Annotated in this window: 11 protein-coding genes; 5 read left to right on the top strand and 6 right to left on the bottom strand. The window is 74.8% G+C overall.

What is annotated here, in order from left to right; translation table 11 throughout:
- Positions 1–72: 72 nt before the first annotated feature.
- Complete coding sequence (locus BMW99_RS11965; RefSeq protein WP_075016766.1) at positions 73–486, bottom strand: SHOCT domain-containing protein; 414 nt, start codon at positions 484–486, stop codon at positions 73–75.
- 446 nt (positions 487–932) lie between these two features.
- Between BMW99_RS11965 and BMW99_RS11960 the strand changes: the two genes are divergently transcribed.
- Positions 933–2,408 (top strand): bifunctional aminoglycoside phosphotransferase/ATP-binding protein, encoded by a 1,476-nt coding sequence (locus BMW99_RS11960; RefSeq protein ID WP_075016811.1) that lies wholly within the window; start codon positions 933–935, stop codon positions 2,406–2,408.
- Positions 2,409–2,508: 100 nt separating this feature from the next.
- On the opposite strand, the gene BMW99_RS11955 is transcribed toward BMW99_RS11960, so the two are convergent.
- Entirely contained in the window at positions 2,509–3,264 is a 756-nt protein-coding gene (locus BMW99_RS11955; RefSeq protein WP_245791399.1) for a DUF1206 domain-containing protein, read from the bottom strand.
- A 308-nt stretch (positions 3,265–3,572) separates the two neighbouring features.
- Here BMW99_RS11955 and BMW99_RS11950 point away from each other — a divergent pair, with 308 nt between their 5' ends.
- Positions 3,573–3,971, top strand: coding sequence for a nuclear transport factor 2 family protein (locus tag BMW99_RS11950; protein ID WP_069466328.1), 399 nt, complete (start codon positions 3,573–3,575; stop codon positions 3,969–3,971).
- A gap of 75 nt (positions 3,972–4,046) precedes the next feature.
- On the opposite strand, the gene BMW99_RS11945 is transcribed toward BMW99_RS11950, so the two are convergent.
- Positions 4,047–4,499 carry a winged helix-turn-helix transcriptional regulator gene (locus BMW99_RS11945; protein WP_069466329.1) on the bottom strand — a complete coding sequence of 151 codons (453 nt, stop codon included), beginning with the start codon at positions 4,497–4,499 and terminating at the stop codon, positions 4,047–4,049.
- A gap of 82 nt (positions 4,500–4,581) precedes the next feature.
- Between BMW99_RS11945 and BMW99_RS11940 the strand changes: the two genes are divergently transcribed.
- Positions 4,582–5,676, top strand: a complete 1,095-nt coding sequence (locus BMW99_RS11940) for a GlxA family transcriptional regulator (protein WP_107485358.1) — start codon at positions 4,582–4,584, stop codon at positions 5,674–5,676.
- Between the two features lie 90 nt (positions 5,677–5,766).
- On the opposite strand, the gene dxs is transcribed toward BMW99_RS11940, so the two are convergent.
- Together dxs and BMW99_RS11930 are read right to left on the bottom strand one after the other, a co-directional pair.
- Entirely contained in the window at positions 5,767–7,695 is a 1,929-nt protein-coding gene (gene dxs, locus BMW99_RS11935) for a 1-deoxy-D-xylulose-5-phosphate synthase (RefSeq protein WP_075016764.1), read from the bottom strand.
- A 36-nt stretch (positions 7,696–7,731) separates the two neighbouring features.
- Positions 7,732–10,497, bottom strand: a complete 2,766-nt coding sequence (locus tag BMW99_RS11930; RefSeq protein ID WP_079176021.1) for a multifunctional oxoglutarate decarboxylase/oxoglutarate dehydrogenase thiamine pyrophosphate-binding subunit/dihydrolipoyllysine-residue succinyltransferase subunit — start codon at positions 10,495–10,497, stop codon at positions 7,732–7,734.
- 347 nt (positions 10,498–10,844) lie between these two features.
- Here BMW99_RS11930 and BMW99_RS11925 point away from each other — a divergent pair, with 347 nt between their 5' ends.
- Together BMW99_RS11925 and BMW99_RS11920 are read left to right on the top strand one after the other, a co-directional pair.
- The gene (locus tag BMW99_RS11925) at positions 10,845–11,303 is read left to right on the top strand and encodes a DUF6884 domain-containing protein (protein WP_069466008.1); all 459 of its coding nucleotides are present in this window, start codon (positions 10,845–10,847) and stop codon (positions 11,301–11,303) included.
- A complete protein-coding gene (locus tag BMW99_RS11920; RefSeq protein WP_407640286.1) occupies positions 11,300–12,445 on the top strand; it encodes an SLAC1 family transporter in 1,146 nt (381 codons plus the stop codon). Before BMW99_RS11925 ends, BMW99_RS11920 begins: the two co-directional genes overlap by 4 nt.
- 113 nt (positions 12,446–12,558) lie before the next feature.
- On the opposite strand, the gene BMW99_RS11915 is transcribed toward BMW99_RS11920, so the two are convergent.
- Positions 12,559–12,972: a nuclear transport factor 2 family protein gene (locus tag BMW99_RS11915; RefSeq protein ID WP_069466006.1), complete on the bottom strand. Its 414-nt coding sequence runs from the start codon at positions 12,970–12,972 to the stop codon at positions 12,559–12,561.
- Positions 12,973–12,976 lie beyond the last annotated feature (4 nt).

Here is a 12,976-nt window from a genome sequence, read left to right as displayed (position 1 = left end):
GGCCGGTACTAGGGCCGAACGGGCCCCATGCGCGGTTCGGGGCCGGGCGGGCCGTCGGCACCGGTGTGCCGGTCAGTGGAGGATCTTCTCCTTGGCCCGCGCGAACTCCGCGTCCGACAGTCCGCCCTTGTCGTGCATCTCGGCGAGCCTGGCCAGTTCGTCCACCTGGCTCGCGCCGTCGCCGCGGGCGGTCGCCCGGATGTAGTCGTCGACCTCCTGCTTCTGGGCCCGGGCCTGCTGGACCTCGCGTGCGCCCATCCCCCGGCCGCGGGCGACCAGATACACGAACACTCCCAGGAACGGCAGCAGGATCACGAAGATCATCCAGCCGGCCTTGGCGCCGCCGCCCATCGTGTCGTCCCGGAAGATGTCCACCACGACGCGGAACAGCACGATCAGCCACACGATCCAGAGGAAGACCCACAGCACGGTCAGGAACGTGCCCAGGACCGGATAGCTGTAGGCGAGATCGACAGTGCCGTTCATGGACCTCACTCCTCGCGTGAAGCGCGGTGGAGCACCGCCCACGGCCCGGCCGCGAGCGGTGGAACCCTCCGCTGCCGCCAGCCAACCGCCCGCCGGATCGCCGCGACAGTGCCGGTCGGCCCAGTCGGGCCTCCCCTCTTCCTGGGCCGGTCGGGCGGGGCGGGGCCGGAAGGACGGGGCGCGGGGACCGTCGGCCCTACCGGGCCGGGCGGCGCACGGCTTGGCTGGGGTGGGGAGGGCCGCGGGCCGCGGGGCCGCTCCCGCGCGCACGCGTCAGGGCCCGCCCGCCCAACGCGCATCCGCGGAGACCCGTCCGCAGAGTGAGGGAGGCAGCCGTCATGGAGCCCACCGTCAGCGCCGGCTTCGCCGAGGTCCTCATCGAGGCCCCCGCCGCGAGCAGCGTTCCCGAGCACGCCCCGGCCCGGCGGATACCGGCGCGTGCCGAGGTGTGCGAGACCCACACGGCGGTGCTGTTCTTCCTGGGAAACCGCGTCTACAAACTCAAGAAGGCGGTCGACCTCGACTTCCTCGACTTCACGAGTGTGGAGGCGCGGCGCGCCGACTGCGAGCGGGAGATCGCGCTCAACCGCCGCTTCGCCCCCGACGTCTACCTGGGACTGGGCGAGTTCCGGGGGCCGGGGCCCGCGCCGCCGGAACCGGTGCTGGTCATGCGCCGCATGCCCGGTGAGCGACGTCTCGCGCACCTCGTCCGCGAAGGCGCGCCGGTGGACGACGAGTTGAGGGCCGTCGCACGGCTGCTCGCCGCGCGCCACGCGGACGCTCCCCGGGGCCCGCGGATCGACGCCGAGGGAACGCGGGACGCGCTGTCGCGGCGCTGGTCGGCCGGTTTCGACCAGGTCCGCGCGCTGACCGCCGGGGGCCGCCCCGCCGAGGGCGCCGACGAGATCGAGCGTCTGGCGAACCGCTATCTCGAGGGCCGACGGCGGCTGTTCGACGCGCGCATCGCCCAGAAGCGGATCGTCGACGGCCACGGCGACCTGCTCGCCGAGGACGTCTTCTGCCTCGACGACGGGCCCCGCGTCCTGGACTGCCTGGAGTTCGACGACCGCCTGCGCTACGTCGACGGCCTCGACGACGCCGCGTTCCTCGCGATGGATCTGGAGCAGCTCGACGCGTACGCGGCCGCGGCCTGGTTCCTCGCGCGTTACACCGAGTACTCCGGGGACCCCGCGCCGCCGTCGCTGTGGCACCACTACGTGGCCTACCGCGCGTTCGTCCGTGCCAAGGTCTCCCTGATCCAGGCGGCCCAGGGGGCTTCCGGCGCGCAGGCCGCGGCCGGACGGCTGCTCAGGAGCGCGCTGGGCCATCTGCGGACGTCCGCGGTCTCCCTGGTGGTCGTCGGCGGCCTCCCGGGCAGCGGGAAGTCGACGCTCTCCGGCGCGCTGGCCGACCGCCTCGGCGTCACGCTGCTCAGCAGCGACCGGCTGCGCAAGGAGCTGGCGCACCTCCCGGTGGAGGAGTCCGCGGCGGCCGCGTACGGCGAGGGCCTCTACACGCCCGAGCGGACCGCCGGCACCTACGCGGCGCTGCTCGACCGGGCGGCGGCGCTCGCCGCGTCCGGCGAGTCCGTGGTGCTGGACGCGACCTGGACTGACGGGCGGCAGCGCGAGGCCGCCGTACGGGCCGCGGAACGCTGCGGTGCGGACCTGGTGGCGCTGCACTGCCACGCGCCCGAGGCGGTCGCGGCGGAGCGGCTCAGGACCCGGAAGCCGGGAGCCTCGGACGCGGGTCCCGAGGTGGCGGCCGCGATGGCGGCCGTGGACACGCCGTGGCCGGAGGCCGTGGACGTCGACACCGGCGGCCCCCTGGAGTCCGCGGTGCAGCAGGCGCTGGCCGTGGTCCGCCCCTACGGGACCCGGCAGGCCCCGGTCTTCCGGCGGCCGTACATGGAACCGGACTGAGGGCGGGCCGTGTGCACGGCCGACGCCGCCCGCGGGCCCCGGCCGGGGCCCGGCGAGCGCGCCGGCCGGGTCCACGCGGCCGTCCGGGGCGGGCGCACCGTCACAGCCGGCGCCAGCGCGCCGAGGCGAAGGAGAACAGGCCGAACAGCATGAGCCCCACGGCGACCGCCACCAGCAGCCACGGTCCGGCCGGCGTGTGGGCGAAGGCGCGCAGCGTCTCGTCCATGCCCTTGGCCTGGTGCGGCTGGAAACGTACCGCGGCGATCACGACGAACACCCCGGCGCCCGCGTACACCGCGCCTCGCGCCGCACCGCCGAGCGCGCCGCAGACGGTGACGGCCGTACGGACCCGCGGCCCCATCCGCGCGGTGTCGAGCTTCTTCAGGAACTTCCGGCGCAACGCGCGGACGGCGATGACCACGCCCACCCCGCACAGCGCCAGGCCGGCCGCACCGGTGAGCCAACGGCCCGCCGGGAGTTTCAGGATGTGCGCGGTCCAGTCCTTCGGCTCCTGGTCGCTGCCGCCCGAGGAACCGCCGGCGCCGGCCGCGTAGGCCGCGGTGCCCCAGCAGACCAGCGCGTAGAACGCGGCCCGGCCGCCGTTCGCGAGCCGCTTGCCGGCCTTGCGGTCGACCAGCAGGGCGAGCGCGCCGCGCCACAGCGCCATGCCGGCGAGGCCCGCCGCGAGCAGCCACAGCAGCGCGGTGCCGAACGGCTGCGCGGCGATCTGCCGCAGCGCTCCCTGCCGGTCCGCCTGCGTGGCGGCGTCGCCGAACGCGACGCGCACGGCGAGGAATCCGACGAGCAGGTAGATGACCCCCCGCGCGGTGAAGCCGGCCCGTCCCGCGGGTCCCATGACCTCCCGCAGCGGGCGCGCGGTCCGTCTCGCGCGTCGTCCCAAGGCGTGTGTCGACATCCGGGTCGTCCTTCCGTGTGCTGCGCGGCGACGGCGGGCGACACGACCGGAACCGGCGCGCACCGCACCGGCCTCGGCGCCGCTCCGCCGGTTCCCTCACCGCCCGTCTGCCCCGGTCCGCCGTCCCGACTCTCGGGGATTCGCCGCGGGCCGGGGCCGATGGAGGGATGTCCCCCGTCCACGGCCGCCCGGCTGCGGGCCGTGCCCGTCGGGGGCGCCTAGGGTCTGCCTTGTGAAAGGACGGTGCCATGGACGCCGACGCACGGATCAGGGCCGCGATCGAGGAGCACTGGCGGGCCTCGGAACGCGGGGACACCGACGCCGAGCACGCCGTCTACGCCACGGACGCGGTCCTGGACTACCCGCAGTCGGGTGAGCGGTTCCGCGGGCGCGCGACGATCGCGGCGCAGCGTGGCGGTCATCCGGCCGACCGGCACTTCACCGTCCGGCGTATCACCGGTCACGGGGACCTGTGGGTGAGCGAGTGCGTCATCACCTACGACGGTGAACCGACGTTCTCCGTCAGCGTCATGGAGTTCGCCGACGGGCAAGTGGTGCACGAGACGCAGTACTTCGCGGACCCCTTCGACGCACCGGCCTCACGCGCCGCCCTCGCCGAGCCGACCCCCGGACCGCAGGGCGCCTGACGGCCGACCGGTGGCGGGTGACCCGCTGACGGCGATCCGCTTCCCCGTGTCCGGACGTGACCCCGCGTTCCGCACTCATGGAGCGGCCTGGACCGGCGTGTCCCCCAGTACGGTCACGAGGCCGCCGCCTTCGAGCGGCTCGCCGCACCGGGCGCAGACGACCCGCGTCTCGACGTCGGCGCCGCAGGTGTGCAGGAAGCGGGGCGCGGGCGGTGGTTCCTCGAGGTGGCGCAGGCCCCACTCCCGCAGCCCGATGAGCACGGGTTCGAGTGCCTGGCCCGCGCTGGTCAGGTGGTACTCGAAGCGCGGAGGGCGCTCCTGGTAGCGATGGCGTTCCAGGATTCCGGCCGCCTCCAGCGACCTCAGTCGCTTGGTGAGGACGTCCCGGGGAGCCCCGGTGTTGGCCAGGATGCCCGCGTAGCGGTGCACGCCCATGAACACCTCGCGCAGGACGAGGAGCGACCATCGCTCTCCGACGAGGTCGAGCGTCCCGGCGATGGGGCAGGCACGTGGCTGAACGGCGGGCATGGGGCCATGGTAGTCGGTTTGTTCTGCAAACTTACCGGGCTTACCATCGGCGAGAAGCGCACGCCAGGTCCGGAGGCCCCCGATGAACCGCAGCCACACGGGAACCGGCTCGCTGCTGGTGAGAGTGCTCGTCTTCCCCGGGGTCCGTCCGCTCGACGTCTCCGGTCCGGTCGAGGTGTTCATGTCGGCGAACGACTTCGGCGGACGCTACCGGCTGTCGATGGTGTCGGTGGGCGGCGACGGGGTCACCACGTCGGCGGGCACCCGCCTCCACGTCGACGGCGCCGCCGAGGACGCCCGTGAGACCAGTGACGTCCTCCTGATCCCGGGCGGCCCGGGCTGGAAGCAGATGCTGAAGGACGACACCCTGCTGGAGGTCGTGCGCGGGCTGGACGCGAAGTCCCGCTGCACCGTCTCGGTGTGCACCGGCGCGTTCCTGCTGGCAGCCGCGGGGCTGCTGGACGGGCGCCGGGCGGCCACCCACTGGCGGCACACGCGCGAGCTGGCAATGCGCTACCCCGCGGTCCGGGTGGAGCCCGACGCGATCTTCGTCAAGGACGGCAGGATGATGACCTCGGCCGGGGTCAGCGCCGGCATCGACCTGTCGCTGGCACTCGTGGAGGAGCAGTCGGGCGCGGACGTGGCCCGGGAGGTGGCCCGGGATCTGGTCGTCTTCATGCAGCGGCCCGGCGGGCAGTCGCAGTTCAGCGTGCGGGCCCGGGCCCCGCACATCCGGCAGGAGATGCTGCGACGCGTGCTGGACGCGGTGGCCGCGGACCCCGGCGCGGACCACACGCTCGCGGCCATGGCCCGCCGGGCGGGCGTCAGCTCGCGCCACATGACGCGGATGTTCGGCGAGGAGGTGGGCATGACGCCGGCCCGCTATGTGGAGCAGGTCCGGCTGGAGGCGGCACGGGCGATGCTGGAGAGCGGCGACGACCCGATGAGCGTGGTGGCGCGCCGCAGCGGGTTCGGCTCGCCGGAGTCGCTGCGCAGGGCGTTCGTGCGGAACCTCCACGTGACGCCGGGCGCGTTCCGTGCCCGGTTCCACACCACAGGGGTCACGGGGAACGACGGGGTGGTCGTGCCGGCCGCGCCCGCCCGGCGCGGAGCGGGGCCGGCCCGGGCGGTACGCCGGGCCGGCGCGGCGGCGCCCACCGGCGGCACCGGCACCTGACCTTCCGGCCGCGGGGCCGGTGCCACGGACACCGGCGCCCGAGACACCGGCCGCCCGTGGCACCGGCGGCCGGCTCACCGCGGGGCGCGTTCACCGTGCCGGCGGCGTCGCGCCGCGGGTGGTGGGCGGCGGATCGGCCGCCCCCGCCGTCCACGCCTCTCCCGCCACCGACACCACGGCCTGGGCGACGGCTTCCGGCGTCAGCCCGGCCTCGGCCAGCAGCTCCGCCCGTGTGCCGTGCCCGGGGAAGCCGTCCCGGACGCCGAGCACGCGCACGGGCGCGGTGATCCCGGCGTCCGCGAGCTGCTGCAGCACAGCGGTCCCGACGCCGCCCGACCGCAGTCCGTCCTCGACCGTCACCACCGCGCGGTGGCCGCCGGCGAGCCGGAGCAGCTCGGCCGGCAGCGGCGTGACCCACCGGGGGTCGACCACCGTGGTCGGCACTCCGCGGGCCGCGCACAGCTCCGCCGCGTCCAGCGCGGTTCTCGCCATGACGCCGACCGCGACCACCAGCACCCCGCCGTGCGACTCGCGCAGCACGTCGACGCCGCCGGTGCGCCGCAGCGCGGGGATATCCGGCGCCACCGCGCCGCGGGGGAAGCGGAGCGCGGTCGGGGCGTCGGCGACGCCGAGCGCTTCCCGCAGCTCCTCGCGGAGCGTGGGCAGGTCGCGGGGCGCGGCGAGGCGCAGCCCGGGCACCGGCTGGAGGAGCGCCAGGTCCCACAGGCCGTTGTGGCTCGGGCCGTCGTCGCCGGTCAGGCCCGCCCGGTCGATCACGAGGGTCACGCCGAGCCGGTGCAGCGCGAGGTCCATCAGCACCTGGTCGACGGCACGGTTGAGGAACGTCCCGTACACCGCGACCACCGGATGCAGGCCGCCCATCGCGAGCCCGGCGGCGGAGGCCACGGCGTGCTGCTCGGCGATCCCGACGTCGAAGAAGCGCGACGGGTACCGGGCCGCGAAGGCGGTCAGTCCCACGGAGTCCGGCATCGCGGCCGTGATGGCGACGACCTCCGGTGATTCGGCGGCCGCCGCGGAGAGTTCGTGGCCGAACGCGGCGGACCAGGTCAGGCCGCTGGTGCGCAGCGGCACCCCGGTGCGCGGATCGATCGCCCCGACGCCGTGGAAGTGGTCGGTGTCGTCGTCCTCGGCCGGACGGTATCCCAGGCCCTTTCGGGTCACGCAGTGCACGACCACGGGGCAGCCGAGGCCCTTGGCGCGTTCCAGCGCGTCCTCCACCGCGGGCAGGTCGTGGCCGTCGACCGGGCCGAGGTAGGCCAGCCCCAGGTCCGCGAAGAACGTCCGCGGTGCGAGCGCGTCCTTGATGCCCTGCCTGGTGGCGTGCACGGCGCGGTGCGGACGTCGCCCCGGCGCACCGGCTTCGTCGAGCGCCCGCCTGCCCAGGTCCGCCGGCCGCTCGTGGCGGGCGTGCGTGCGCAACGCCGAGAGGTGACGCGCCAGGCCCCCGACCGTCGGCGCGTAGGACCGTCCGTTGTCGTTGACGACGATCACCACCGGGCGGTCGGGAGCTGCCGCGATGCTGTTGAGCGCTTCCCAGGCCGGCCCTCCGGTGAGGGCGCCGTCGCCGACGACGGCGACGATGTGCCGGCCGCCGTCACCCGCGAGCTGCCGGGCCTTGGCCATTCCGTCGGCGTAGGACAGTGCCATGGAGGCGTGCGAGTGCTCGATGTGGTCGTGCGCCGACTCCGCCCGGCTGGGGTAGCCGGACAGACCGCCGCGCTGCCGCAGGCGCGCGAACCCGGCGGTCCTGCCGGTGAGGATCTTGTGCACGTAGGCCTGGTGGCCGACGTCCCACAGCAGGGCGTCGCGCGGGGAGTCGAAGCAGCGGTGCAGCGCCAGGGTGAGTTCGACGACCCCGAGGTTCGGCCCGAGGTGACCGCCGGTCCGGGCGACGTGCCGGACAAGGAACCCGCGGATCTCGTCCGCGAGCGCGCCCAGTTGTGCGTGACTGAGGCCGCGCAGATCCGCGGGTTCCCCGATGTGCTCCAGCAGGGCCATGTGTTCTCGTTTCTCCGTCCCTAGGGGTGGGTCGCGTCAGGCGAAGGCGCGCCGGACGAGGTCCTGCTGCTCCGCGGCGTGACGGCGGGCGGACCCGACCGCGGGGGCGGAGGCGGCGGGCCGGCTGACGCATGCCAGGAGGCGCGGCAGCAGCGGCGCGATCCGGGGAGCGGCGAACGTCCACGCGCCCTGGTTGGCCGGCTCCTCCTGGACCCAGCGCACCTCGGTGGCCGCGGGGAACCTGCGCAGTTCCGCGCGCAGTTCGGCGTCGGGGAACGGGTACAGCCGCTCCAGCCGCACGATGGCGGTCCTGCGGTCCCCGGCCTCGCGCCGGTAGGCCTCCAGGTCGTGGCAGATCTTGCCGCTGCACAGCAGCACGCGCTCGACCCGCTCGGGTTCCGGGGCATTGTCCGGCAGGACGGGCCGGAACGCGCCGCCGGTGAACTCCTCGAGTCCGGACGTCGCGGCCTTCAGCCGCAGCATCGACTTGGGGGTGAGGACCACCAGCGGCCGGCGCCGCGGGGCGAGGCCCTGTTCCCTGAGCAGGTGGAAGTAACTGCTGGGCAGCGAGGGGTTGGCGACGGTGATGTTGTCGTCCGCGCACAGTTGCAGGAACCGCTCGACGCGGGCCGAGGAGTGGTCCGGCCCCTGCCCCTCCAGCCCGTGCGGGAGCAGCAGCGTCACGCCCGCCCGCTGGCCCCACTTCTGCTCGGACGACGCGATGTACTCGTCGACGACGGTCTGGGCGCCGTTGACGAAGTCGCCGAACTGCGCCTCCCAGAGGACCAGCGCGTCGGGGCGGGCCACCGAGTAGCCGTACTCGAAGGCCAGCACCGCGAGTTCGGACAGCAGCGAGTCGTAGGGCGTGAACGGCGCCGCGTCCGGCCCGAGGGTGTTGAGCGGGATGTGCGGGCGTCCGGTGCGTCGGTCGGTGAGGACGGCGTGCCGCTGGCCGAACGTGCCGCGCCGGGAGTCCTCCCCCGACAGCCGTACCGGCACCCCTTCCAGCAGCAGGGAGCCGAAGGCGAGCGCCTCGGCGGTGGCCCAGTCGACGTTCCCGGCGTCGAGCATGGCTGCCCGGCGCAGCAGTTGGGGCAGCACGCGCGGATGTGCGGTGAAGCCCGCGGGCAGGTCGGTCTGCGTGCTCAGAACGCGCCGGAGTGTCGGCTCGTCCACCGCGGTCCTCGGCCGCCCCTCCCCGTCTGCCGCGCCCGCGGGAGCGGTCGGGTACGGGACGGGCGGGGCGCCTGCCGCGGCGGCGAGTGTCCTGGCGGCCGCCGCGGTCTCGGCGAAGGCCCGCTCCAGCTGCTCGCGGTAGCGCTGCCGGGCGCGCTCGGCCTCCTGCTCGTCGATGTCGCCCGCGGCGAGCAGGGCCTGCGCGTAGAGCGCGCGCACGGACGGCCGTTCGCTGATGCGGTCGTACATCACGGGCTGCGTGATCGAGGGGTCGTCGACCTCGCTGTGGCCGTGGCGCCGGTAGCAGACGAGGTCGATGACGACGTCCTTGCCGAACGTCTGCCGGTAGTCGAACGCCGTGCGGGCGGCCCGCACGACGGCTTCGGGGTCGTCGCCGTTGACGTGGAACACCGGCGCGGCGACGGTCCGGGCGATGTCGGTGGCGTAGGTGCTCGACCGTGCGCCGTCGGCGGCGGTGGTGAAGCCCAGTTGGTTGTTGATGGCGACGTGGACGGTGCCGCCCGTGCGGTAGCCGGGGAGTTGGGACATGTTCAGTGTCTCGGCCACCACGCCCTGGCCGGCGAACGCGGCGTCCCCGTGGACGGCCACCGGCAGCACGCAGAACGGGCCGTGGCTGCCGTCCGCGAGGTCCTGCCGCCCGCGGACGATCCCTTCCGCCACCGGTCCCACGACCTCCAGGTGCGAGGGGTTGGCCACGACGGAGACCGCGATCGCCCGGCCGTCGGAGGTGTGGAAGGTGCCTTCGGCGCCCAGGTGGTACTTCACGTCGCCGGAGCCGTGCGCGGACCGGATGTCGACGGCGTCCTCGAACTCGCCGAAGATCCGTGCGTAGGGCTTGCCGACGATGTTGGCCAGGACGTTCAGCCTGCCGCGGTGCGCCATCGCGATGACGGCCTCCCGCGTACCCGCCGAGGCCGCGCGCTCCAGCAGGGCGTCGAGCAGGACGATCGCCGACTCGCCGCCTTCCAGCGAGTACCGCTTCTGCCCGACGTACTTCGTGTGCAGGAAGGTCTCGAACGCCTCGGCGGACCCAAGCCGGTGGAGGATCGCCAGCTGGTCGGCGCCGCTGAACGGGCGCTGCGGGCCCTCCGCGCGCTGCTGGATCCATCGCCGCTCCCGCGGGTCCTGGATGTGCATGTACTCGATGCCGGTCGTGCCGCAGTACGCGGCGCGGAGCGTGGTGAGCACCTCGTCCAGCGTCATCTCCCGGCGTCCGGCGAAGCCGTCGACGGGGAACGCGCGCCGGCCGTCCCCCGCCGTCAGGCCGTGCCCGGCGGGCTCCAGATCGGGGTGGCCCTCGGCGGACGCGGCGGCGAGAGGATCCGTGGCGGCCGCCAGGTGCCCGCGGACCCGGTAGGCGTGGATCAGCGCGGCGACACGAACCGCCTTCGCCGCCCGGTCGGCCGCCTCGCCGTCGCGCGCCCCCGCCTGCGCCGGCACCACCACCTCGGCCGGCGGGGACGTGCGGAAGTAGTCCCGCCAGATCAGGTCGACGGAGTCGGGATCGTCCTGGTAGCGCTGCCGGAACTCCTCGACGAGCCACTCGTTGATGCCGAATTCCGCGACGCGCGAGTCGGAGGGGACGCTGCCTGATGGTGAAGCCACGGCGGATGACGCCTTCTTTCCTGGGGAACCACGTCGCGACCGGGCCCGGTGACGGGCGGCCGCCTTGGGCCGGGGCCGAGGCGATTCCCGCTGACGGGGACCGTCCGGTCCGTCGACGGGTCCGAGGCTACGAGCGGAAGCGGGCCGCCGGGCCCGCGGAGACGGTCAGGACAGCGGCAGATCAGGACATGGCCGGACGCTCCCCGGAGGGCGACCCGCCGACCGCGTCACGGGGGTCGTCGGTGCCGCGTCCGGATGCGAGGGCGGCATGTCCTTCCGTGCGGCCATGGCCGCACCGAAGGACCGCGTTCTTCCTCGCACCGGCCTGAACACCTGGAGGTATGCGCATGGTCCCGGACGACCCCACGGTCGCCTTCGCCCCCGAACTGATCGTCGTCCCCTGCGGTGCACGGAAGCTGGACCACCGTGCCCGCGCGGGCGAGATGTACGTCGGTTCGTACCATCGGGCCTGTCGAAGGGCTGCCGCGTCGCTGCGGCCCGATCGGCTGGTGATCCTCTCCGCCCGCTACGGGCTGCTCGACCCCGACGACGAAATCGACCCCTACGACACCCGCCACGGCGACACCGGCTCGGTGACCGCCGCGGTACTGCGCGATCAGGCCGTACGGCAAGGCATCGCCGGTCTCGACCCGGTCATCGTCCTCGGCGGCGCCCGCCACGCCGCGCTGGCGTCGGCCGTGTGGCCGCACGCGCTGACGCCGCTGCGCGGGACGCGCGGCATGGGAGAGCAGGTCGCCCGCCTCGCGGCCATCGCCCGTTCCGCCGCTCCGGGGGCCTCCCGGTGACGCCTGCCGTGCGGGAGCCGGACGCGCCGAGGCGCGCACCTCGGCAGGGCCGCACCGGAGGCCGGCCGGGTTTCGCCCCGAGCTGGTTCGCGTCGGTCATGGGCACGGGAATCGTCGCGAACGCGGCGGTCGCCCTGCCGCGGAGCGTCCCCGGACTCCGGACCGCCGCGACGGTGGTCTGGGCGGCGGCCGCCCTTCTGCTGGTCGTGCTGGCCGCCGCCTACCTGCGGCAGCGGACCGTACGGCACCACGCCGCGGACCCGGCGCAGCTGCAGTTCTTCGGCGCGCCGGCCGTCGCGCTGCTCACGGTCGGCGCGGGGACGCTGCAACTCGGGGGGCCGGTGATCGGGGCACACGCCGCGCTGACCGCGGACTGGGTGCTGTGGCTGCTCGGTACCGGGCTCGGCCTCGCCACCGCGTGCACGGTGCCGTACCTCATGGTGACCCGCCATCACTACGCGCCTGACGCCGCGTCAGGGGGCTGGCTGATGCCGGTCGTGCCTCCGCTGGTCTCGGCCACGACGGGTGCGCTGCTCGTCGTCCACGCGCCGGCCGGACAGGTGCGGCTGGCCATGCTGCTGGGCTGCTACGCCGTGTTGGGGCTCGGACTGGTGGCGGTCCTGCTGGTGATCACCATGGTCTACAGCCGGATGGTGCACCATGAGGCGCCGACCGGCACCGTGGTGCCGACCCTGTGGATCGGCCTCGGCGCACTGAGCCAGGTGGTGACCGCCCTGGGGGCGCTGGCCACGGTGGTGCCCGGCACGCTGGCGCCCGCCTACGCCCAGGGCGCGGCGGCCGCGGCGCTGCTCGGCGGGCTGGCGGTGTGGGGCTTCGCCCTGCTGTGGCTCTGGCTGGCGGCTGCGCTGTCCCTGCGCGAGCTCCGCGCGGGCCGGCTCCCCTTCGCACCGAGCTGGTGGTCGTTCATCTTCCCGCTGGGCGCGTACGTCACCGGCACCACCGCCCTGGCCGTCCGGACCGGCTCGCTGGTCTTCGTGTGGGCGGCCGTCGTGCTCTACGTGGCGCTCGTCGCGGCCTGGGCCGTGGTGGCCGCCCGTTCCCTCGGACACGCCGCCGCGCACGCGCCGGGAGGGGGCCGCCGACGTGGGAGGACGCCGCCCGCGCCACGGCTCGTGAGGTAGCGGCAGCCCAGGGGCGCCCTCGCTCCTGGGCGGTCGACCGGTGCGGCGCCCGCTCTCCCGCGGGCGCCGGGCCTGCCACCGGGCGCTTACCCGCCCGGGGAGCACACGCCGTTCTACTCGGCTGCGGACAGACCCGGGAGGGTGTCCGGGGCGGCACTGGCGTGGGCGGCGAGGACGCGCCAGATGCCGTCGGTGTGGACCCAGGTGCGGGTGTAGCGCAGGCGCGCCGCGAAGGGAGTGCCCGCGGCCGTGCCCTGGAGGGAGGCGAGCAGGCGGGTGACGCCCGTCGCGCCCACCACCGTCACCTGCAGGTCGTGCTGGTCGAGCACGTCGACGGCCAGGGCCCGGGACCGGTGTGCCGTCAGGTCCTCGTCCTTGGTGAAGGACCGGCCGTCGGGCCCGGTGTAGACGGCACGGTCGTCCATGAGGACGTCCAGCACCTCGACGTCCCCCGAGCGAACAGCCGTCTGCAGCCGCTGCTCGGCCTCGTGGAGTGCGGCCACGAGATCCCCCTGCGCTGTGCCCATACCG

Source organism: Actinacidiphila rubida, from assembly GCF_900110255.1.
Classification (GTDB): Bacteria; Actinomycetota; Actinomycetes; order Streptomycetales; family Streptomycetaceae; genus Actinacidiphila; species Actinacidiphila rubida.
Note: the sequence above shows the minus strand (reverse complement) of the source record. Positions and strands in the feature narration are given on the sequence as shown.

Coding starts and splice junctions, on each gene's coding strand:
- BMW99_RS11965 (WP_075016766.1), bottom strand. CDS start 486: ATGAACGGCACTGTCGATCTCGCCTACAGCTATCCGGTCCTGGGCACG.
- BMW99_RS11955 (WP_245791399.1), bottom strand. CDS start 3,264: ATGGGACCCGCGGGACGGGCCGGCTTCACCGCGCGGGGGGTCATCTAC.
- BMW99_RS11950 (WP_069466328.1), top strand. CDS start 3,573: ATGGACGCCGACGCACGGATCAGGGCCGCGATCGAGGAGCACTGGCGG.
- BMW99_RS11945 (WP_069466329.1), bottom strand. CDS start 4,499: ATGCCCGCCGTTCAGCCACGTGCCTGCCCCATCGCCGGGACGCTCGAC.
- BMW99_RS11940 (WP_107485358.1), top strand. CDS start 4,582: ATGAACCGCAGCCACACGGGAACCGGCTCGCTGCTGGTGAGAGTGCTC.
- dxs (WP_075016764.1), bottom strand. CDS start 7,695: ATGGCCCTGCTGGAGCACATCGGGGAACCCGCGGATCTGCGCGGCCTC.
- BMW99_RS11925 (WP_069466008.1), top strand. CDS start 10,845: ATGGTCCCGGACGACCCCACGGTCGCCTTCGCCCCCGAACTGATCGTC.
- BMW99_RS11915 (WP_069466006.1), bottom strand. CDS start 12,972: ATGGGCACAGCGCAGGGGGATCTCGTGGCCGCACTCCACGAGGCCGAG.